The sequence below is a fragment of the Pseudogracilibacillus sp. SE30717A genome, assembly GCF_037071985.1.
Lineage (GTDB): Bacteria > Bacillota > Bacilli > Bacillales > Amphibacillaceae > Pseudogracilibacillus.
The window spans coordinates 205,839-225,949 of sequence record NZ_JAXHDF010000002.1 but is presented as its reverse complement, the minus strand read 5'-3'; the positions used below and the strand labels follow the sequence as shown (position 1 = coordinate 225,949).

The window sequence follows — 20,111 nt, the reverse complement described above, 5'->3', positions numbered from 1 at the left end:
TCATAAACGTGCCTTTTTTCGGAATGAATATATATTATATAAACTAATATAATAAATAACACCACTCCTAAATTCCCATAATGTTCAATGACAAGAAAGTCTAACTTAATATCTCACTTCAACACTAACATAATGTTCGAATAATATTTGCTATCAAGTAAAGAAAAAGCTAATCAATTTAAGAACACCTTGATATACTCTTGCCCCAATTAATTGAGTAATGTTTTTTCAAGAACTATTTTTTGCAATCCGTTATCATCGGTATAAGTTTCAATAACATCAAATCCATTTTTTATGTTCAGTATCAACATATTCCGCCATTTATTCATTGTTTTTGTTTGGACAACTTTATAGCCATTTCCCCTTAAATATTCATGTTGTTTTTCCATTAGAGTTAGAGCAATTCCATGTTTTCTATAATCAGGATGCACTCCACCTAACCAACTATAGAATTTATTATTATCAAGTTCATATCCAATCTTAAATCCAACGACTTTTTGATCGTATAATGCAATATTAAACAATAATTTGGGTTTATTTTTCATTTTGATTAGCAATTCCTTATCATTACCACCAAATACATCACTGTATAGATTTATTATACCATTTAATAATTTGTTGTTTGGGATGGTGTCATAGACAAGGTATTTAATATCCAAAGATACCTCTCTTTTCTTAGCACCCATTAGTTTATTCATAACTGTTTCTTTGTTCTTAAAGCTCGATGCGACATAAAATTTTCTCATATAATCCTCCGCCTATGATAGAATACTTAGTTTAACTTTTTAGTTTTAGATACACCCTCTTAGATTTGAAAATCAGTTTTAATATTTAATTGTAATAGCTAAGACTCTCCATTCCCTGCGGAATCTAGTTCGAATCTCTTCATTTCAGCAACGATTAATCTAATAATCAATTCTTTTAAAGCACATTCACAATTCATAGTGATATCACCGCACCTTTTATTGAGAACAGTTTGTTTACAAAGGTTGAACTTTTCCAAAAACGCCCTGAACCCTGTGTGATTAATTAATAATTGGGGTAGATTCTTTTGGGGATAAGGTGTAATGATTAAAACGAAACCGTCTTAAGTAGGCTTAAGACGGTTAAGTAAGACGCTTATTATAAAGCAATTGTGCTTCAATGACACTGGAGCAAAATGAAACACTTACAAGTGGCTCTCTCTCACATTGCAACAGGAGCCCGAACCTTTAGAGTGATCGTATTCGTCATGGAGGCGCCACCACTCATACCGCGGGGTTTGCGGCCATCCCTCAGGCGAGTCCTCCCAGTCTTCCTGCCGGCCGAACGGTGTCATGTCAAGCCAGTTGTACGTGCCGAAAAGAATGTCGGTCCCGCGGTCCGTTGTGTGGTAAGTGTGAAAGACGTGGTCGTTATCCCAAAGGAAGACACTCACACCACCCTGCTCGCCACCTTCGTGGGTGGCCCCAAAGTCGTAGTTGAAATCGCTGCCGTACGAGGAATATCAGGGGACCGTCCAACCCATGCGCCGTTTATACGGCTTAATCTGCGACAGTGGAGCACGGGACATCAATACCAAGGTGGTGTCTCGGGCATGCATATGGGCTAAGTGGCCGATGTTGTCAACTAATAACGAGCAGCCTGGACAGCGGTGATCCGAACCCGGTTCCATCATGAAGTGATAGACGATGAGCTGGCGTCGCCCGTCAAATAGGTCGAGTAAACTTGCTTTGCCGTCCGGACCCTCAAATGCATAGTCCTTATCAATTCGAACCATCGGTAACCTGCGCCGCTCCGCGGCCAACGCATCTTGCGCACGTCTAGCTTCCTTCTCCTTGACGAGAAGCTCCTTACGCGCTGTGAGCCACTCGTCTTGAGAGACAACTTTTGGAAGTGCAATCTTGTTTTTTGCCAAATTAATGTTTTCCTTGTTCATTGTAATCGTCCTTTCTCTTATAAGATGTAGTTGATACCGAATACTTATGTATAGGGCTTGTAAAGTTCGGTCGAGTTGTCCGTCCGAATCGACGGATCTGCTGACCAGTACCATTTTCAAGGCTCCTTAGTTGCTGAAGTGGGGAAGACCATTCAGATCGCTTCAATGATTGTTAACCGCCCGACGTGTGCCGCAAAATGGCAGGTACGACCACGTCCCAGACCGCCCGAGGCAGTTCGTGTCCCATCTGTTCCAAGGCAATCAATTGGGCATCAGGAATCTCCTTCTCTAGTGCAAGGGCATTGCCGTAGGGAAAGAAGGGGTCCTCGGTGCCATGAATCACGAGTGTAGGGGCACTCACCTCTCCGAGTCGTTCCCTCCAACGATCTCCCTTGTCAATTAGAGGCGGGTTTTTCATACTCGAAACAATGTTTGCGGCTCGATCGAAGATGCGACATGCAAGGTCATATTTAGTCGCTTTGCCAAAGAACTGTGTATTGGAAAGTGCACGTTGAAAATCGACAATGTAATCGATCACTTCCGCCCGATTTGACCAGTCTGGCTCCAGCGCTGTTCCAATGTGTGCCATGAACTCCTCCGAATGTTCTGGAAGGTCGGGATCAGTAGGACCATGAGCGTTGGGTCTTGTTGAAATCAGAGTTAATGTTGTTACCCAATCAGGATAATCAAGTGCCACTAGTTGGCCAATCCATCCTCCTACTCCGAAACCTACGAGATTGGCGTTGGTCAGGCCGAAGGTGTCGAGCAGGCCGACGACGTCCGCAGCCAGGTCGCGGAGGCTGTACTGCGGATCCCCCGGCTCGTAGGTGACGGATCGGCCGAAGTCGCGGGTGTCATAGCGAATAACGAATCGGGAGCCTGCTGCGAGGCGCTCGCAGAACACGTCCTCCCACCAGTGCATTGAACAAGCCAACGGAGCGCCGCTAATAAGGATGATCGCCGGGTCCGCGGGATTTCCGAAAGTCTCGACGCAGAGGTCGACCCCGTTAGCTTGGACTATCCTTTCGTTGTTATATGTCATATCATTTCTCCTCCTTTGTATTGTTTGTCGGCTTGCTTCCTTTGGTATTGTTTTGATCATTTCTATCTAGATCAACCCTTTTCATAAGATTATCATATACACTTGTTGAATATTTCTTTTCGATTGCTCAGTTATAACCTTAGTATATAAAACGGTCGTTTTGTGTCCTTTATAGAAAATCACAAAAATTATTTAAAAAGCTATTTATTCAGTTTATAAACTCATCTATAATTCAAAGTGTATCAAATCATCTTAACAACCCTTTTATAGACGGAAGTGGAGGAAAATTGAAGTTAGGATACGCACGTGTTTCCACTCAGGAACAGTCATTAGAATTGCAAAAGGATTTACTTATTAAGGAAGGGGTTGAACCAGAATACATATTTGAAGAAAAGGTTACGGGCTTTAGTTGATAGTCGTTCAATTCCATTTATTGGACAGATGGCCCCAAAATTTCTGGATGCTACCTTTACCCCAAAAAAAACTAAAATCATCCCCTAAAACTGCGTTTAATAACTAAAATTGTTTCTCTTTTTTAAAGTTCCTTTTTATTGAACAAACTTTCCCTGTTACTATAATAAATTCGATAAAAATAGTGTAAACCTTCTTGGAATAACGCACCCAGTTGAATAAGTACCTTTTCTTCAATTGCATATTTTAGACGAACTAGGAAGTATAGGATTAATTTATTTTCTCTTATTTTTACCGAATTTCTCGTTCCCACGTTTAAAGTTACCTGTAATTTTAGCTAACAATAACTGCACTTCAGTTACATTATCTTCAACTGCTCTGATCCTTGCTATTAGACGCTCAGCCTCCTTATCCTTTACAATTTTAATTTGTTTACCTCTGTAAAATATTATTACCGTTCCATTTTTCGTTATTTGATAAGCGAATGGTTCTTCACTTAATCTGTTTCGTTTATCTATTTCGCTCACTTCACCATCTCCCTAATTAAGTTTCAATATTAATTCAAAAATCATTTGGTGCAATTGTTTTCTTTGAATATTATATTTCACAATATGTGTCAAATGCGATATAAAAAGAATTCATATCTCTTATTAAACTAACCTGCCCCGTTAGCTCAATATCTCTATTTCAATACTAACATAATATTCCAAAAATAATATTAGAAGTTTGTCCAAAAGAAAAAGGCGACCCTACTGTGATCGCCTTGTTTAACTTTTGCACCCTATAGTGTTGTAATAAGGGACGAGTTTCTATTAGCTGGTTAGTTGAAGGAAGACTTCTTCGATTCTAATTAGTACGACTAATGGAATAAATTGCTTGCTCAGCTCCAAACCTGCTAATTGTGCGTTCTAATTTCATACCTAATTTTTCTAAGAGCCTACACGAAGAAATATTTGCGGTTTGTGTTTCAGCAACTATTTTTGAAAGGTTTAATTCATTTAAAGCAAAAATAATTATTAACTGAACTACTTCTGTTGCATAACCTTTTCCCCACCAATTTGGCAAAAATTGATATGATATTTCTAGGAAATGGCCTTCGTGATGAGGGTCAAGAGAAACTAACCCCATAAAATTATCTGTATGTTTTTCTCTAACAACCCAATAAAAAGAGTCATCACTCGAATTAAGCATTTCGTCCAATACTACCTTAATTGAATCTTCCTGACGTATGCCACCAAGAAATTTTCTTACCTCCTGATTTACAAATAATTCTCTGACATCAACATAGTCAGATTTTAGAAAGGTGTTAATAAAACATCGTTTTGTTTTAAACAACTAAAATCATCCCCTAAAACTAAAGTTGTTTCTCTTTTTTAACGTTCCTTTTTATTGAACAAACCTTCCCCGTTACTATAATAAATTCGATAAAAATAGTATTAAACCTTCTGGATTAACGCACCCATTACTTTAAATACATTTATTCACATTACCTGGCAACTAATCAGTTTTATAACTTTTTTATTTATTTCTTATCTCGTTTAAATATGGAATACGTTTATAAATATCTGATACCTTTTCTACAACCTCTAATTTCACTTTATCTCCGCCATTTCCCGTCATAGCAGTATCGACAAATTCATAGATTAATTTTAACAATGATTTAGCATCATCTTCTGTAAGATGATTAACAGCATCTATCGTATTCTTAAACTCATTAGTATGAGTAGTTTCGTTCAACATAATCTCTCCTTTTTTAGGAAAGAATTTTAACTATATATCAGCATCGCTTTTTAATTGCATAAATTCAGGAGTTTGTATAATCTTGCTAAAGAAATCATTTTTCGCCTCCCTATAAACTTCCATATCTTGTCCTTCAAACTTCTTTTTCAATTCATCATACTCATTTCGATACTGATCATTTTGTAGTAAAATATCTCGAAACTTCCAGAAGAAATCAAATTCAGAGCCTATAACAGTCAGTTGTATACCTAAAGGAGGTGTAGCCGTATCATCTTTAAATGCTCTAAACTATTTGTTTTTATACTGCCCTCGTTGGATTCATACATAGCAGAGAGTGCTTTGACAGCTTTATTAAATTGAATTTCGGAAACACGAACCTGTATATCTAAATCTCCTTTAGTAAGACTGTGTGGTATTGCAGTGCTACCAACGTGTTGTACATCAGCATTCGGTATAAGCTCATGGATAAGATTCTTTTGGGAGATGAAAGTTTTCTCCGCATCACATTTAAAATTTCTTTGATTATAAAAGTTTACACGTTCCATCGTCGTCCTCTTTTCCTCACTATAATGCATTTTCACTCATTAAGAATATATGCGAATGCATCATGTTCATCTGTTAGAAGGTTTCTTTTATTACTGCTTACATCACTATAGTCCATTGGATTAGTGATAAACTCTACTTTAAATAAAAAAGATCCATTTTAACGATCTAATTATTGTATTAAAGCACTGTTAGAACAATAATTCTATTAGCTAGTATAGTAGAAGAAGCTCTCTCCTATTTCTCCCAAATATAATAAACAAAAGACAAATTGTTCCCATTCAATACTTCATCAGCGGTTTCTGAGTATTTAAATCCGTTTTTCTCCAAGACCTTCTGAGATGCTATGTTATTAGTTGTTGTCTTCGCTGATATCTGTCTTATACCTAGCTTTGTTGTCTTCTCTAATAATAGCTTCAAGGCTCTACTAGCAACGCCTCTTCCAATATATGCTTCTCCGATTCTATATCCGATCTGACAAACACCCCGTGGTTTTTCAATATCTACTAAGTTTATCCGTCCAATTATACCTTCTTTATTCTTAATTAAGTAAAAGTAGGATAACCCTTGTGCTTGTTCATCCAATAGTGCTTTGTTTTTTTGTTTAAAAACCTCAAAGTTATAGTAGTCATCTCCACGGCTCGGAACCATTTCTTCAAAGTAATCCCTGTTTTTATATTCGAATTCAAATAAATTATCAAAATCTTCAACTTGCAATTTCTTAATTATAATTTTCACCTAAATTACCACCTATCAGTGATTTAATTTAATGTCCTACTAAAAACAAATTTTCTACTGAACTACCTTTAATAATCAATATTATAGTAATTTTACTATTTAATAAAAATTTCCTTCTTTTAAGTACACTTTTTCTAAATCTTATTTAAAACATTTATATTTATCCATGAAACTAAAACCGTACTCCGTTAAGGTTGGAATTAATAAGAATAGGAACCAATCCTACTTGAGCGCTCTTTGTTATCATATATAATCGTCCCCATTATTTGAATAAGTTAATAAAGCTTCCTAATACCCCCTACCAAAAGCTTGCTGGTTTAAAGCCAAATTTGGGATAGTCATAAAAAAATATAGAATGGAGGCCCATTTCTTTCGCCTTTTTTGTCGCAGCACGAATTAATCGACCTCCAATCCCTTTTTTCTGATATACCGATATCACAGATATAGGGCAAGTTTTAAAGAATCCACCGTTTTGTCACCATTTACAATTATATTTTTAGATAAAAGGATATGACCAATAAACATAATTTTATTGATATACAGCAACTAATGAAAGTACTGGAATAAATCCATCAGACTGTCTGATTTACTATACAAGTATATCATCTTCTCTCCCATCACTGAATTCTTCATTTAAAAATGCATTTCTCACAACCTCTTCCGTTGCGTGATAATTGTTATATTCATTTTCCCTCAACCTCTACTATTTCTAATTTCTTTTTGTATTTTTCGAAGGGCTTTTTTTGAACCACGTTCAATATCATGCTGCATTTTCCGAGTTTGATGGTCAATAAACAAATTGTCTAAATCATAACCTTCCGGATACATTTTGCTCGCTGGTATATCTAGTGCAAGTCTTTTTACATTTACGTCAATAAATTCTCCATTAAAAAAAACAACAATATTATGCGAATGATCCATTTCCTTATATACTAAACCAAAATCATCATGTTCTAATAATTTTACACGATCTCCTTTTTTATAGTCGTACTTTTCTTCAATTTTCTTTTTAAGATGTTTGGATTTTGGCTTCCTTATTTTATCTTCATTCACAAGTCCCAAATGATAGTCTTTATTATTCATATATTCTTTTGCTCTCTTTAACACATTTTCTTGGACATTCATTTTTTTAGAAATCCAAAGTGCATTACTTTCACCTGACTCCCCTATCAGTAATTTATACAATGGTTCTAATGTTTCACTATTAAATTGCATTGCCGCATTCATAAAATCAGTATGCAACTCAGAAAAACGTTTAATTTCTCCATAGTGTGTTGTTGCGACTGTAATACATCCCATATGGTAAAATTGTTCTAAAATAGAAATTGCAAGTGCTGCACCTTCATTCGGTTCCGTCCCACTTCCTATTTCATCAAACAGTAAAAGTGTGTTATTATTTGAAGCTCTCATGATTTCTGAAATATTTTTCATATGGGATGAGAAAGTACTTAGTGCATTTTCTATACTTTGATCATCGCCAATATCAACATAAATATTTTCAAATATTGCTACTTCCGTTTCTTTTTTAGCATGAATATGGAATCCAGACATTACTGCCAATGTTAATAAACCTATTGTTTTTAGTACAATTGTTTTTCCACCAGCGTTCGGTCCTGTAATAATTAAACTCCGGTTCTCTTTCCCAATTTTAAAGTCTAATGGTACAACTTCCCCTGTTAATAGTGGATGTTTTGCACCAACTAACTTGATATAGCCATGATCATTTAATTTTGGTTCGATACCATCTATTTGTTTACTAAATTTTGCTTTTGCAAACACCATATCATATTGGCTGATAAGCTCCATATTTATCTTTATTTCATGAATGTGTTCCAATATCATTCCTGACAAAGTTGCTAATATTTGATATTCTTCCATTGCTTCTTCAGCTTTCAAATTTGCAAGCTCTCCATTTAGCTTTGTAACTGTATTTGGTTCGATAAAAACTGTGGAGCCTTTAGAAGAAACCTCTACAATTAATCCGGAAACTTGATTTTTAAAGGAAGCTTTAATTGGAATAGTATATTTATCATCTTTCTTAACTACTAAGAACTCTTGGATATATTTTTTATTAGCACCGCTTTTTAAAAATTTATCTAAACGTTCTTTAATTTTTTCTTCCGTTAAATCAATACTATGTCGTACCTTCTTTAATTGTTTGCTTGCACTAGAGTCAATCCTATTACCTTTAATGGAAAAATTAATTTCTTCTTCTGTTTTGCTAAAATCTGTCATTGAATTCGCATAAGATGCAAGTATGGGAGAAAAAAATTCTTTATCAAGCATAAATTCTTTAACTTTTCTGCAGCCTCTTAAAAAATCCGATATACGAAGCAAATCATTCGATTCTAAAATAACACCTTTTTCTAGTTTTTCAATAATATTTTCAATGTTAGAAACCCCTAAAAAAGGAGCTTGACTTCCTGTATCCAATATCGCTCGTGCCTCAGTAGTCTCATCTAAGCGATTTTGAACTACAGTTAAATTCGTACTTGGATTTAATTTTTCTATCATATTTTTTCCCAATCCGCTTACACAATAAGAACGTACAATTTTTTTCAACTCATTATATTGAAGCTTCTCAAAAGTTTTCTCGTTCATTTTTATTCTCCTCACGAAATGATTAAATTAACATCATACATGAAGATACCTTTATAATTGATTCCAATGAGTGTCGGTCGGTAGATAAAAGTTATACTTTGAAATTTAGATAAAGCAAAAAAACTACGGGGATACCGTAGCTTTTATATTTATAGGAATATGCAATATACACAGAAATAAGCTATTTATAATGTTTATAGCTTTCCTACAGTAATTGCACAATTTATAAAGTATAAAAGGTATCTTCACAGGATTCAAAATAAATCCATGCTGAAATAAAGGGTACACTTTTGTGAAAAAACCCTATTCCGCATTACATTTATTTCAATTTTAATTTTTTCCTATTTAGAACCTAATACACTCACAAAGACACCTCATATTTTATTGAATATTTTTTCTCATTGAAATCAATCTTACAAATAATATTGTACTCATGTTTAATAAAGAATGTCAACTTTATTTTTCATAATAAGAAGTGGCGTAAGGATCTCTTTGGTCTCTTATCAGTTTTTCAATATAGTCATCGGCATTCTTCCTATAAAAGTAACTTACATTGAAACACAACATATGGCAAAGATAATTAAAAACGAATTTGCTTTAGTTGTGTTTTAATCTTATCCCGTTTTTTCCTAACCTTATTCTCTGATCTGGAAGTATATGAATATTTGACATTGAAGCTATTGTTTCAGCAACCTTTTCAATAGTCATTTTTTCTGTATCTATACGATATTGAAATACGTCATTTGATAACCCTTCTATTCATCTATCTATTTGTTTTGCCCCCCATGAATTTTTTGTTTCTCCCCTACTTTTTAATCTCTTTTCTAAAGTTTCCTTAGTAGCCCGTAGCAGTTGACTGTAGTCCCATCAGATCTTAGTTTGCCAATTATTTCGTCAAAATACTGGGGATTAACTAGTCATTGGTACGATAATCCCTTCTATTCGCTATCCGTGTATTTAAGGATATTGTAATTTAACTCACGCCAGATAGTATAATCTTGAAAATCCCTCAAAGTTCTTTAGGAATATTTTTACCGATAAAAAATCCGATAATTTCTGGATCATACACAAATGAATTAGAAATCCTTCTATGTAATTCATAAGCAGTTTGTGTTTTCCCTGAACCAAAAGCCCCATTAACCCAAATAATCAACTAAATCACCTGTCTCTATTTAATTAGAGATCCAGTTAACTCTCTTTACATTTCTCCAAGTCTTTCTATACCCTTGTTTTATAGATACGTGAATTCTCTCCCCACGGGTGATAGCCTATACCAATATATTCAAATCCATATTTTTCATAATAACCGATATGATCTGTACAGAGATATAAATTGTAAAAACCGCCATTCTTTGCGTCTTTTTTCGCCTTTTCCAATAAAATAGCACCATAAGCATTCCCTCTGTATTCCTCTTCAATATATAAGGCACACAGCCAAGGATATAAGTCCATTCGGCTAATAAAATCATTAGTAATAAGACCCGCACAACCAATTATTTTATTGTCATCCATCAACAAATACCATTGTGGCAACGGATTATAAGGGTCAATACAATGTGTTATACTATCCTCATATAACATCATACTTTCTTCACTTGCCCATTTACTTTGAAAATATTTAATTGCTTTGTTCATAAATTCTGGATTTTCTTTTACCGAAATGAGTTTCATTTTTTATACCTCATCATTTAAATTTTCTTTTTAGAAGGAAAGCCTAATCTAATACCAGGCTACTAAGTGAATTGATATTTTTTTAAGGTACTATAATAATTCATTAATTGTATCTTTTAATGCAGTTATGTATGGTCTCCATTTATTGCAACCATGATAAAACGATGTTCATAATTTAATACATAGCCTTTTCTTACTATAGACATTCAACAGCTCATTTTAGAATAAAATAATTTTCATTTCTTAATAGAAGATAAAATTGAAACAAAGACAAATTAGGTGTCCATATTAAAGTTTTACATTAATTATCATTTTCTTCTGATCGTCTTTTCCGTAAATAGTAAAGATAAATTACAGGAATTAGACCACAAATGAATAATATTCCACCCATAATTAATCCATCACGAACATTAAATCCGTCGGTAATTGATACAAAAATTCCAATCACAGCAGAAATAATCACTAATATTAAAATCGAAATATTAAGTCCTTTTTTGGGGTGCTTTGAATTGGTTTCGTGTTCTACACTTATGCTCATGGATAAATATAAAGATACTACCATGGTTATCATAAAAACAAACCATAATGGATTTTCTGTCATTCCTTCCAGTCCTTTAGTGACCAAATCATACCCTAATATGCCTATAATTCCAATGTTTTGTACTAAAAATAATATCCTAATATTTTTCAAGTTTTGCAATTTTAATCGTTCATCGGTAATTTTTTTCAACATTCCGTTCGGTCCTCCTTATCCACCCAAAATAACTCATCTAACGTTTTATGTACGACATCACAAATCGCAAGACACAATTTCAAGGAAGGATTATATTTTCCTTTTTCAATTAAACTAACCGTCTGACGAGTGATACCAACTTTTTCTGCTAATTGCTGCTGGGTTAAGTCTATTTGAACACGAGCTATCTTTACATTATTTTTCATCTATACTAACCACCTCAATATTATTGTAACATATAAATTACAATATTCAATATATATATTACATAGTAAAAGTTATCTAATGGCATTTAAGTCAAAATTAAAAATACGATTATCCAATTCAGATATTATAATATCCCTCATGCACTAAAGATTTTCTACACGATAATTCAAATACGCTTTAATTGTTTTGTCGTCGTAATGCAAAGCATTCTATAGCCGAGGTCGCCTACTTGAATTTAAACTGATCTCTGATCCCATTTCCGAGAAATTTGCGTCTAGACATTGAGAAGCTAACACCTGGGTACCACCAGCAAAACGTGAATTTCAACGTTAAGGAAATTTGAGTAAAAAAATAACCGGTTTTCACCACTGTAAGGTGTAACCGGTAGCATTATTATTCCTGGCACTTCAACAGCCGTAATAACTCTAAGGTAGTTGCTCTCCCTATATAAACCACATCGCGAGCGTACGTATTATTACTTTTGAAGTTCTCCATTTATTGCAACCATGATAAAACGATGTTCATAATTTAATACATAGCCTTTTCTTATTAATTCATTGTAGGCTTTCATCAGTTCATTAAAGTTATCTTTTACTTTAAACTCTGGGAATTCCCACTCTATCACCTTTACATAGTAAATGAGAGCTTCCATGTTAAAAAATTTATGAAAAGGAAAGTATTCATCAGCGAATATAATCTCAAAATTATACTTTTTAAGATCTTCTACCGTATTTTCTAAATTTAATGTTTCGAATTGTGGCTGAAAGTTTGGAATAAGCATATTTGATAAACGGTTTCCATTTAATCCGCCTACCTGTTGTGTAATGAAAACGCCGTTTGGTTTTAGGACTCGTTTTACCTCTCCAACATTAAAAGATTCATGTCTATTGATAATAATATCAAAACTGTTATCGGCATAATCAATGAGGTCATCTTCACCTATTGGAGCCAGCTTTACTCCTAGTGGCTCTAAATTACTTCTTAAAAGTTCAATATTAGGTTGCCACCCTTCTGTAACCGACGTTTTCCTATAAGGATGATTTAAAGAAAGAAGAAATTCCCCTCCTCCATAATTTAAATTATCTATATTATTGCTCCTTTATGTAAAGGATTTTATTCAAGAAAGGCACCCGTTAGCGGAAAATTAAAAATAATGATTGCTATCTTATAATAAGTGGGAATTTTATTCACATTTCCCTCTCCGAATTAACTTAGGAAATTTGTTCTGCTATTTGTCTCAATTCACACACAATGCTACTTCAATAATTACTCTTTTTTGTTCAACAAAACTTTTTATAAAAAATAAGCGTTGCATTATCGTTTATCTTCTTACTAATACCGGTTTTGTTATAGCCCATTTTTTCATATAAATAACAAGTCCGCTTTTCCTCTGATATTGCAGCTAATTCCCAAGTTGTTGCTTGAGGATACATTTCTTCAATTAAAGTTATAGTCCTCTTAGCTATTCCTTTACTTTGATATAGAGGTAGAATAAACATTGGACTTATCCAATATTGTACTTTTTTCCTCCAAAAAACGTAGATCGCACCAACAAGTATATTGTCAGCAACTATTTTATAAAAATCGCCATTAGGATTATTAATTCTCGTTATCACTCTATTCAAAGTCTCATTTGCAGGATTTGTTTCGTAATCCTGGTACTTTTATAAAAGCTTCAACTTGCATGTCAAAAAGCACTTTTGCATCATTATTTGTTGCTTTGGTTAAGCTAACTTTCATTACCCCACCCACTTAATAAATTTAATTTTTTCAACAAGGTATTAATAGAAACCCACTTGTTCGGTAATTAGCCCGGGGATTGATCAGCGTTATTCGATACTATGTCCGATGGTGGTAACAAGGCTAAATTTTTTTATTTCATTAATTTATTCCTTATCCGTTCAAGCTTTAAGCCTATGTTTGATGTTAACTTAATTCTGCTATCTCGGCATGTTGAAAATCGTACTAAATCACGCAATAGAACAACATTTATTTTGGAAGATTCAGTTGCCACGAGACACCGTATCGGTCATTTATCCAACTAAATTTCTTGCTAAAACCGTGGTCACCTAAGGCCATAAGTTCTTGTCCATCTGTAATAAGCTGTTCATAAAGATGATTAATTTCCTTTTCGGAATCACAAGTGATATAGATTGAAAATGAAGGTGTAAAGGAAAACCCATGCTTTATATTACTATCAATGCACATAAATTCTTGTCCCTTTAAGGAGAAGGTCGCATGCATTACCGTTCCTTCTTCTCCAGTTTCATTTGCTCCATAGCGGTAAATCGTAGTAATTTCTGAATCCTCAATGAGTGATGTGTAATATTTCATTGCTTCTTCTGCTTTGCCATTTTGAAACATTAAAAAAGGTGTAACTTTTTTCATTTTTCCAGCTCCTTATATTTGATGGTGTCTACAATCAATTTGTTATATATTCTTTATCGTACTGGTAATGGATGGAAGTAAATCTTTACGAACATAGTATCGAAATGGATTATTTTTATCAAATTTTGTTATTCATAATTAATCTATCATTCAAATCATTCTGTAACAATATCATTTATTTTTCCATATTCGACATCTTCATTAAGTATTAAATACTGTAGATTTTATACATCGATCTCTATAAAAAAGTTTATCGCATTAAAAGGAATGTATTATATTATGTACAGCTTAAGATATACATATATTAACTAATAATTAACATGCTTTTTTTAAAACATTTTTTGCCTTTTAGATGAATAATATAAAAAGTTATTGGCACACTTCATATTGAAGAATTATTTAATAAGGTTGTGTAAAATGACTAAGACATATTCAGTTTTTATTCAAACTTTTCTCCTTTTTTCTATTTTATTTACAAGTAGTAATTATGCATATGCAGAACAAGATATTGTAATAAACATTGATTTATTTGAGAAGAAACTAACTGTGATTGAAAACAATAAGGAAAAAAAGAATTATGATATTGCAATTGGATCGGATCTCTCTCCTACACCAATCGGCACATATAAAATAACTGAAAAGGCATTGTCTTGGGGTGGCGGATTTGGCTCCAGATGGTTAGGGTTAAATGTTCCTTGGGGAATTTATGGAATTCATGGAACAAATAAACCTTATTTAATTGGAGAAAATGTTAGTAGTGGTTGTATTCGCATGCAAAACAAGGATGTAGAAGAATTATATGAAATGATTACTGTTAATACACCTGTATATATTAAAGGTCCGATAATGGGAGTTGGCGAGGGAGAATATAAAAATTTATCGGTTGGATCAAAAGGTAATTTAGTTCAGCTAGTACAACAACGATTAAAAGGTCTAACATTATATGATGGAGAAATTAATGGAATATTCGGGGTTAAAACAGAGGCAGCAGTCAGGGAATTTCAAAAAATGAAAAATTTATCTGTAAATGGAGTAGTCTCTTTTCGTGAATATTTTTTACTTGGATTATTAGAGTAATGTTGATTATTTAAAAATCAAAAAAAGTTTTAAGTATCTTCTATGTACGTAGATACTTAAAACTTTTTCTATTAAAAATTAGAATCAATTGGTCCTGTCCATCCTGCCATTCCGGGTAGTACATTATATACATCCTCAAAACCATTTTCTTGTAAAATGAAGCATGCTTGATTACTCCTGCCACCCGATTTACAAATAATAAAAATTTCTTGATCTTTGTTTAATTCATTACATCTTTTTTCCAATTGTCCCAAAGGAATTAATACTGAACCAGGTATATGGCCTTGAGCATATTCTTCTGTTTCACGAACATCAAGGATAACAATTGTATTTTCTTCTAGTTTCTGCTCTAGCTCCTCGTTTGTAATATGATTTATATATATTTCCATGCTTGAACCCCCAATTAAAATGCATTACAAACATATTTTAAAGGATATATATTTATTTGACCAGCACTTAAGCTTTAATCAATTCAGCCACTGGACGAAAACGTATTCCTAATGTTTTAATTTGCTCGTCAATAAATGGGATATCAAAATTTACTCTCGCATCTTCCAATATACAACTTAAAGAAAGATCACATTTAATTTCGGCTAATTGTCTTGATAGGTGAAACATTTCCATATTCTCTTTCAGTTTACTCTGAATTCCTTTAGTCAACTCTTCCATGCTGTCTAAAATAGTATCTATTGCGCCATACGTTTGTAGTAATTTTAAAGCAGTCTTTTCACCAATACCTTTGACGCCTGGATAATTATCTGCTGAATCTCCTGTAAATCCTTTAAAATCAACTATTTGATGAGGATAGAGACCTCTTTTTTCATAAAAGTTTTTATGGTCAAATACTTCATAATTACCGATACCTTTTTTCATAATGGCTACTTGCACATTATTTTGGACTAGTTGGAGCATATCAAAATCACCAGTTTGGATGATTAATTCGTGATCATCTTTGTACAGATTACACAGAGAACCAATTATATCATCCGCTTCATAGTTTATAAGTCCGATATTAGGTACATTAAATATATCTACTACTTCTTTTACTAAATCGAATTGAGGAATTAATTCTTCCGGTGGTGCTCCCCTATTTGCTTTATATTGATCGTATAATTCAGTACGAAACGTTTTACTTCCCATATCCCAACAACACACTACATGTGTAGGATTAAATGTGTTAATCCCATCTAAAAAATACCTTAAAAACTGATGGACTCCATTTGTCGGCATACCTTCACTATTTCTCATAAAGTTACCGCTATATGCCGTTGCATAATAACCACGAAATAATAATGCCATCCCATCAACCAATAAAATTTTATTTTTCACTTTTGTCATCCTCATATATAACACTCAGCATCGCTTCCAGCTGATTGTATTTTGATTTAAGCATATCTACATCGACTACTTCTGTTAATACTTTAATATTTTGATCGATGACTGAGTTAATTTCAGATTCAATTCGCTCTTTTAAAATATCTGTTTCTTGATCCCATTGACTTTCATATTTATCTTCCATCGTATATTTTTGTAAATCAAGATACTTTTTAGCTAAAGGCTGGAGTGCTTCATAAAATTTATCTTTCATTTTTTCCCGCTCGTTTTGTTCAAAAAATGATCTAGTATTCTTAAATACTTTTAATGCGTCAGTAAATAGTTTCATATCAATCCTATTAAATGCTTGCTCGTATTCAGGTGTATCGATAGAAGGCTCCTTAAAACTTGGGATAATAAATGTTTGATCTACTCTTGTAATCTCTTCTTGAATTTGTTCAAATGTATTTTTTAATAATTCTTTAATATAAGCTTCTATCCGTAAAGAAACAGCTCGAACTTCTTGCAATAACTCATATCCGACATGATCGATAAATTGATTTCTGTTATGCTCTAGTTCAGAAACTGCCTGTCTTCCCGATTTAGTAATTGTTGTCGGGTTAAAATGTTCTGTAAACATATCATGAAATCGAATATAAAGACGTTCAAGAACAAAATGTAATTGGCGCTCAATCCGTTCTTTTAATCGTTGTCCTGATACATCTGTATTTGTGTTATTAATAATATGTTTAAATGTTTCTCTTTTACTATTTAACTGCTCAATATGCTCTTTCTTTACACTTTGATCTAAGTTTGCTGAAGTAATAAAATTACTTAATGTTAATTTAGCACGATTAATATCCCAAATCGCTGCTTGGATTGTTAATGCAGCTAAGTCTTCTTCAATAAATGTATAAAAGTCATTTTCAAAGTTTTTCATCTCTTCATTTAATGGCAGATGATTCACTTTTTCTTCTAAAGAAGCTTTACTGGATACTGGGAAAATCTTTGGATGTCTGATCCCAAATTGTAATAATTGCTCTTCTACATAGTTTAATACAAGTGCTAATTCAGATTTATCTTGTGCAAGATCAGAAGCATTCACAATGAAAAACATTTTATCTAACTCAAATGCTTCTTTAACTCTTCCCAGCTGAATTAAAAAGTCTCTGTCAGCACTAGTAATTGCATGGTTATAATAGGTTACATAAATGATAGCATCAGCCTGTTTGATATAATCAAAAGCGACATTTGTATGCCTTGCATTGACGGAGTCTGCTCCAGGTGTGTCAACTAATGTAATCCCTTTTCTTGTTAAATCACAATCATAATATAGATCTACTGTCTCAATATAACATGCTTTGGATTCATCCGTAACAAAAGCAGCAAACTCTTCTAGTTGAATTGAAATTGTTTTTCCTAATTGATCTTTACGCAATTCATAACCATTTAAAATAGCGAGTAAATAAGATTGATATGTTTTAGTCAGCTCTGGATGTTCATGTATTTGATGTTGTTTAATCCAGTTAATGATCCCCTCGAACGAATCTTCTGTCGGTGATAAATCTTTTGTGATTGTTTTCAAATCATTTACTAATGTGTCTTCATCTTTTAGAGTGATGATGACATTACCGTGTGTATGTTTGTCATTTACCGGTGATATCCTACTGATTACCGCAGTCGTTGGATTAGGAGATACAGGTAAAATCTGTTCTCCAAACAAAGCATTTGAAAAAGAAGATTTTCCGGCGCTAAATGCTCCAAACAAAGCGATTGTCAGTTCTCTGTTTCCCAATTTGTCTTGCTTTTCTTTTAAATCGTTAACAATACTGATAAATCCATCTAATTCAATTAACTCATTTGTTACCTTTTCAATTGTTTCTACCACGTCTTCAATGGAGGTTGTAGAAACCCTTGGGATTTTTGCAGGTTCAATTGGTAAAACTTCTGTTTGCTCAGTTAATGGTTGTGGATCTTTTCTAGTAGGGGTTTTCTCTTTAGAAAATACCTTTCGTGCTTTGATTAATTCTTGTAATTGAGTGATTAATTCCCTATTGTTCCACGGATTTTCGAGTAAACTGTCTAGAAATGTAATTTGCTCATTTAACTGTTCATTTAACTTTTCTTTTGTTTCAGCTATTTGTTGGAGCCCTTCATATTTTGTTTTTTCGGTCTCATAGATTTCAATTTCTTGCTTCCAACTCTTACTAGATACTTCTTCAATGGTTTGAAGTAATTTATTAGCCTGCTGTCTGAAACGTGTTTTAATATCATTACTTATATCATTTGTATAGTTTAAAATATAGTTTCCATTTATTGTAGCACCATCTTTAAGGAAAGAAATCAAATGATCTTTACCGTATGCAACACCAATTTGCTGTGCTTTTTCCCTTAATGATTCATCATTGATATGATAATCATGTAACATCTGGATAAACTTATCTCTTAATTTCCATTGAATGGTTGATTCAATCGTTTTTTGTAATGGGTTTAAAAATGAATCTAAACGTATTTCCTTTTCTTCTTCTGTCTTCTTTTTAGAATTTAAAAAGCCAACTTTAAAATCTTTTTGCTGAGATTCCAAAAAAAGTCCGGCTTGATCACGCAGTTTTGCCGGCATTAAATATGCATTTTTCAACGTTTGGTTAATCTCATCTTCAAACTCTTTGCGAAATTCTATACTACGGTTTTTAATTTCTTTTATTTTTGAATTAATTGTTTCTAATTGTTGTACATCAAATGCATCCTTACTATCCATGTTTAACTCTGCTAATTCATTTGTATTCTCTTCTTCCAAAAACTTTTTATGGTCTTCAATAAGTTCATTCACAGCGACGTCTATTCGATCGGAAAAAGAAGAACGACTAGTTAATAATCCATATAAATCTTCTTTAATCATCTTGATCTGGTTATGTTCGGCTTGTTCATTGATAACAGAAGAGTAATAAATTTTATTCGGAAAAATATTCCATTGATCAAACGTTTGTTTAACTTTACTATCAAACTCTGTGAAAGAAAGTTCTTCATCATTATGTTTATCCACTTGATTTATAATGATATAAAAAGGGATATTTTTATTTTGTATTTCTTGTAAAAAGTAAAGATTTACTTCTGACTGAACGTGATTATAATCCATTACATAATAAAGGATATCAACAATATGAAGTGCAGATTCGGTCATTAAACGATCGGCATCATCTGCTGCATCTATACCAGGTGTATCTAATATCGAACAGTTTTTAGGTAAAATAGCATCAGATGTACTTATTTCGATTTTCTTAATTGTATCTTTATCCATCGCAAAGTCTTTAATCATGTCAATATCGTAAGGTTCTTCATACTCGACTGGAGATGTATTTGTAAAATATACTCGAGCTACTCCTTCACCTGATGTAATTTGAACGATATTTGCACTTGTCGGTATGGGACTTTTAGGTAATACATCCATTCCAAGCAGGTAATTAATCATGGATGACTTCCCTGCTGAAAAATGGCCCGAAAAGCATATATTAAATTGCTTGTTATTCTTTTTATCATATAAATCAATTATTTTATCTGCGTTTTTTTGATCGCCGTTATTTTTTAATGTATCATAGAGCGATGCAAAATGATTATCTGTTAGAGCTGTTAATTTCTTCTGTGCAACTTTCAACATACATTCCCCTTTAACTATCTATCATATGTCTTATTATACGAGAAGAATATGGCTTTTTCTAGTCCAATTAAAA

21 protein-coding genes and 2 pseudogenes are annotated in these 20,111 nt (G+C 33.1%); 2 read left to right on the top strand and 21 right to left on the bottom strand.

From position 1 onward, the window contains the following. Positions 1-209 precede the first annotated feature (209 nt). From SPD48_RS03900 to SPD48_RS03890, 3 genes and pseudogenes are all read right to left on the bottom strand, one after another. Positions 210-746 carry a GNAT family N-acetyltransferase gene (locus tag SPD48_RS03900; protein ID WP_336256751.1) on the bottom strand — a complete coding sequence of 179 codons (537 nt, stop codon included), beginning with the start codon at positions 744-746 and terminating at the stop codon, positions 210-212. A 422-nt stretch (positions 747-1,168) separates the two neighbouring features. Next, positions 1,169-1,918: pseudogene (locus tag SPD48_RS03895) on the bottom strand (DUF899 domain-containing protein). A 172-nt stretch (positions 1,919-2,090) separates the two neighbouring features. After that, positions 2,091-2,960 (bottom strand): alpha/beta fold hydrolase, encoded by an 870-nt coding sequence (locus tag SPD48_RS03890; protein ID WP_336256750.1) that lies wholly within the window; start codon positions 2,958-2,960, stop codon positions 2,091-2,093. Positions 2,961-3,247: 287 nt separating this feature from the next. Here SPD48_RS03890 and SPD48_RS03885 point away from each other — a divergent pair, with 287 nt between their 5' ends. Beyond that, a complete protein-coding gene (locus SPD48_RS03885; protein WP_336256749.1) occupies positions 3,248-3,373 on the top strand; it encodes a recombinase family protein in 126 nt (41 codons plus the stop codon). A 273-nt stretch (positions 3,374-3,646) separates the two neighbouring features. Here SPD48_RS03885 and SPD48_RS03880 read toward each other — a convergent pair whose 3' ends face one another. The 15 genes and pseudogenes from SPD48_RS03880 to SPD48_RS03810 form a co-directional block, all read right to left on the bottom strand. Beyond that, positions 3,647-3,898, bottom strand: coding sequence for a hypothetical protein (locus SPD48_RS03880; RefSeq protein WP_336256748.1), 252 nt, complete (start codon positions 3,896-3,898; stop codon positions 3,647-3,649). A 319-nt stretch (positions 3,899-4,217) separates the two neighbouring features. Next, on the bottom strand, positions 4,218-4,706 hold the full coding sequence (locus SPD48_RS03875; RefSeq protein WP_336256747.1) for a GNAT family N-acetyltransferase: 489 nt from the start codon (positions 4,704-4,706) through the stop codon (positions 4,218-4,220). A 183-nt stretch (positions 4,707-4,889) separates the two neighbouring features. Then, positions 4,890-5,108, bottom strand: coding sequence for a hypothetical protein (locus tag SPD48_RS03870; RefSeq protein WP_336256746.1), 219 nt, complete (start codon positions 5,106-5,108; stop codon positions 4,890-4,892). A gap of 33 nt (positions 5,109-5,141) precedes the next feature. After that, positions 5,142-5,303, bottom strand: a complete 162-nt coding sequence (locus tag SPD48_RS03865; protein WP_336257008.1) for a hypothetical protein — start codon at positions 5,301-5,303, stop codon at positions 5,142-5,144. 56 nt (positions 5,304-5,359) lie between these two features. After that, positions 5,360-5,656, bottom strand: a complete 297-nt coding sequence (locus SPD48_RS03860; RefSeq protein ID WP_336256745.1) for a GrpB family protein — start codon at positions 5,654-5,656, stop codon at positions 5,360-5,362. Positions 5,657-5,891: 235 nt separating this feature from the next. Beyond that, positions 5,892-6,392 (bottom strand): GNAT family N-acetyltransferase, encoded by a 501-nt coding sequence (locus SPD48_RS03855; RefSeq protein WP_336256744.1) that lies wholly within the window; start codon positions 6,390-6,392, stop codon positions 5,892-5,894. 298 nt (positions 6,393-6,690) lie between these two features. Further along, positions 6,691-6,831, bottom strand: coding sequence for a GNAT family N-acetyltransferase (locus tag SPD48_RS03850; RefSeq protein WP_336256743.1), 141 nt, complete (start codon positions 6,829-6,831; stop codon positions 6,691-6,693). A 254-nt stretch (positions 6,832-7,085) separates the two neighbouring features. Further along, positions 7,086-8,993, bottom strand: a complete 1,908-nt coding sequence (locus SPD48_RS03845; protein ID WP_336256742.1) for an endonuclease MutS2 — start codon at positions 8,991-8,993, stop codon at positions 7,086-7,088. Between the two features lie 580 nt (positions 8,994-9,573). Further along, positions 9,574-10,146, bottom strand: a pseudogene (locus SPD48_RS19900) (tunicamycin resistance protein). A 65-nt stretch (positions 10,147-10,211) separates the two neighbouring features. Continuing rightward, a complete protein-coding gene (locus SPD48_RS03835) occupies positions 10,212-10,664 on the bottom strand; it encodes a GNAT family N-acetyltransferase (RefSeq protein ID WP_336256740.1) in 453 nt (150 codons plus the stop codon). 301 nt (positions 10,665-10,965) lie between these two features. After that, positions 10,966-11,394, bottom strand: coding sequence for a hypothetical protein (locus SPD48_RS03830; RefSeq protein ID WP_336257007.1), 429 nt, complete (start codon positions 11,392-11,394; stop codon positions 10,966-10,968). Beyond that, complete coding sequence (locus tag SPD48_RS03825) at positions 11,391-11,603, bottom strand: helix-turn-helix transcriptional regulator (RefSeq protein WP_336256739.1); 213 nt, start codon at positions 11,601-11,603, stop codon at positions 11,391-11,393. Before SPD48_RS03825 ends, SPD48_RS03830 begins: the two co-directional genes overlap by 4 nt. A 476-nt stretch (positions 11,604-12,079) precedes the next feature. Continuing rightward, positions 12,080-12,385: a hypothetical protein gene (locus SPD48_RS03820; protein ID WP_336256738.1), complete on the bottom strand. Its 306-nt coding sequence runs from the start codon at positions 12,383-12,385 to the stop codon at positions 12,080-12,082. Positions 12,386-12,884: 499 nt separating this feature from the next. Then, a complete protein-coding gene (locus SPD48_RS03815) occupies positions 12,885-13,220 on the bottom strand; it encodes a GNAT family N-acetyltransferase (protein WP_442962102.1) in 336 nt (111 codons plus the stop codon). Positions 13,221-13,593: 373 nt separating this feature from the next. Further along, positions 13,594-13,992 (bottom strand): VOC family protein, encoded by a 399-nt coding sequence (locus tag SPD48_RS03810; RefSeq protein WP_336256737.1) that lies wholly within the window; start codon positions 13,990-13,992, stop codon positions 13,594-13,596. 417 nt (positions 13,993-14,409) lie between these two features. Between SPD48_RS03810 and SPD48_RS03805 the strand changes: the two genes are divergently transcribed. Continuing rightward, entirely contained in the window at positions 14,410-15,069 is a 660-nt protein-coding gene (locus SPD48_RS03805; protein WP_336256736.1) for a L,D-transpeptidase family protein, read from the top strand. A 71-nt stretch (positions 15,070-15,140) separates the two neighbouring features. On the opposite strand, the gene SPD48_RS03800 is transcribed toward SPD48_RS03805, so the two are convergent. From SPD48_RS03800 to SPD48_RS03790, 3 genes are all read right to left on the bottom strand, one after another. Beyond that, positions 15,141-15,458 (bottom strand): rhodanese-like domain-containing protein, encoded by a 318-nt coding sequence (locus tag SPD48_RS03800; protein WP_336256735.1) that lies wholly within the window; start codon positions 15,456-15,458, stop codon positions 15,141-15,143. A gap of 67 nt (positions 15,459-15,525) precedes the next feature. Further along, positions 15,526-16,407: a 5'-3' exonuclease gene (locus SPD48_RS03795; RefSeq protein ID WP_336256734.1), complete on the bottom strand. Its 882-nt coding sequence runs from the start codon at positions 16,405-16,407 to the stop codon at positions 15,526-15,528. Next, on the bottom strand, positions 16,388-20,035 hold the full coding sequence (locus tag SPD48_RS03790; protein WP_336256733.1) for a dynamin family protein: 3,648 nt from the start codon (positions 20,033-20,035) through the stop codon (positions 16,388-16,390). Before SPD48_RS03790 ends, SPD48_RS03795 begins: the two co-directional genes overlap by 20 nt. Positions 20,036-20,111 lie beyond the last annotated feature (76 nt).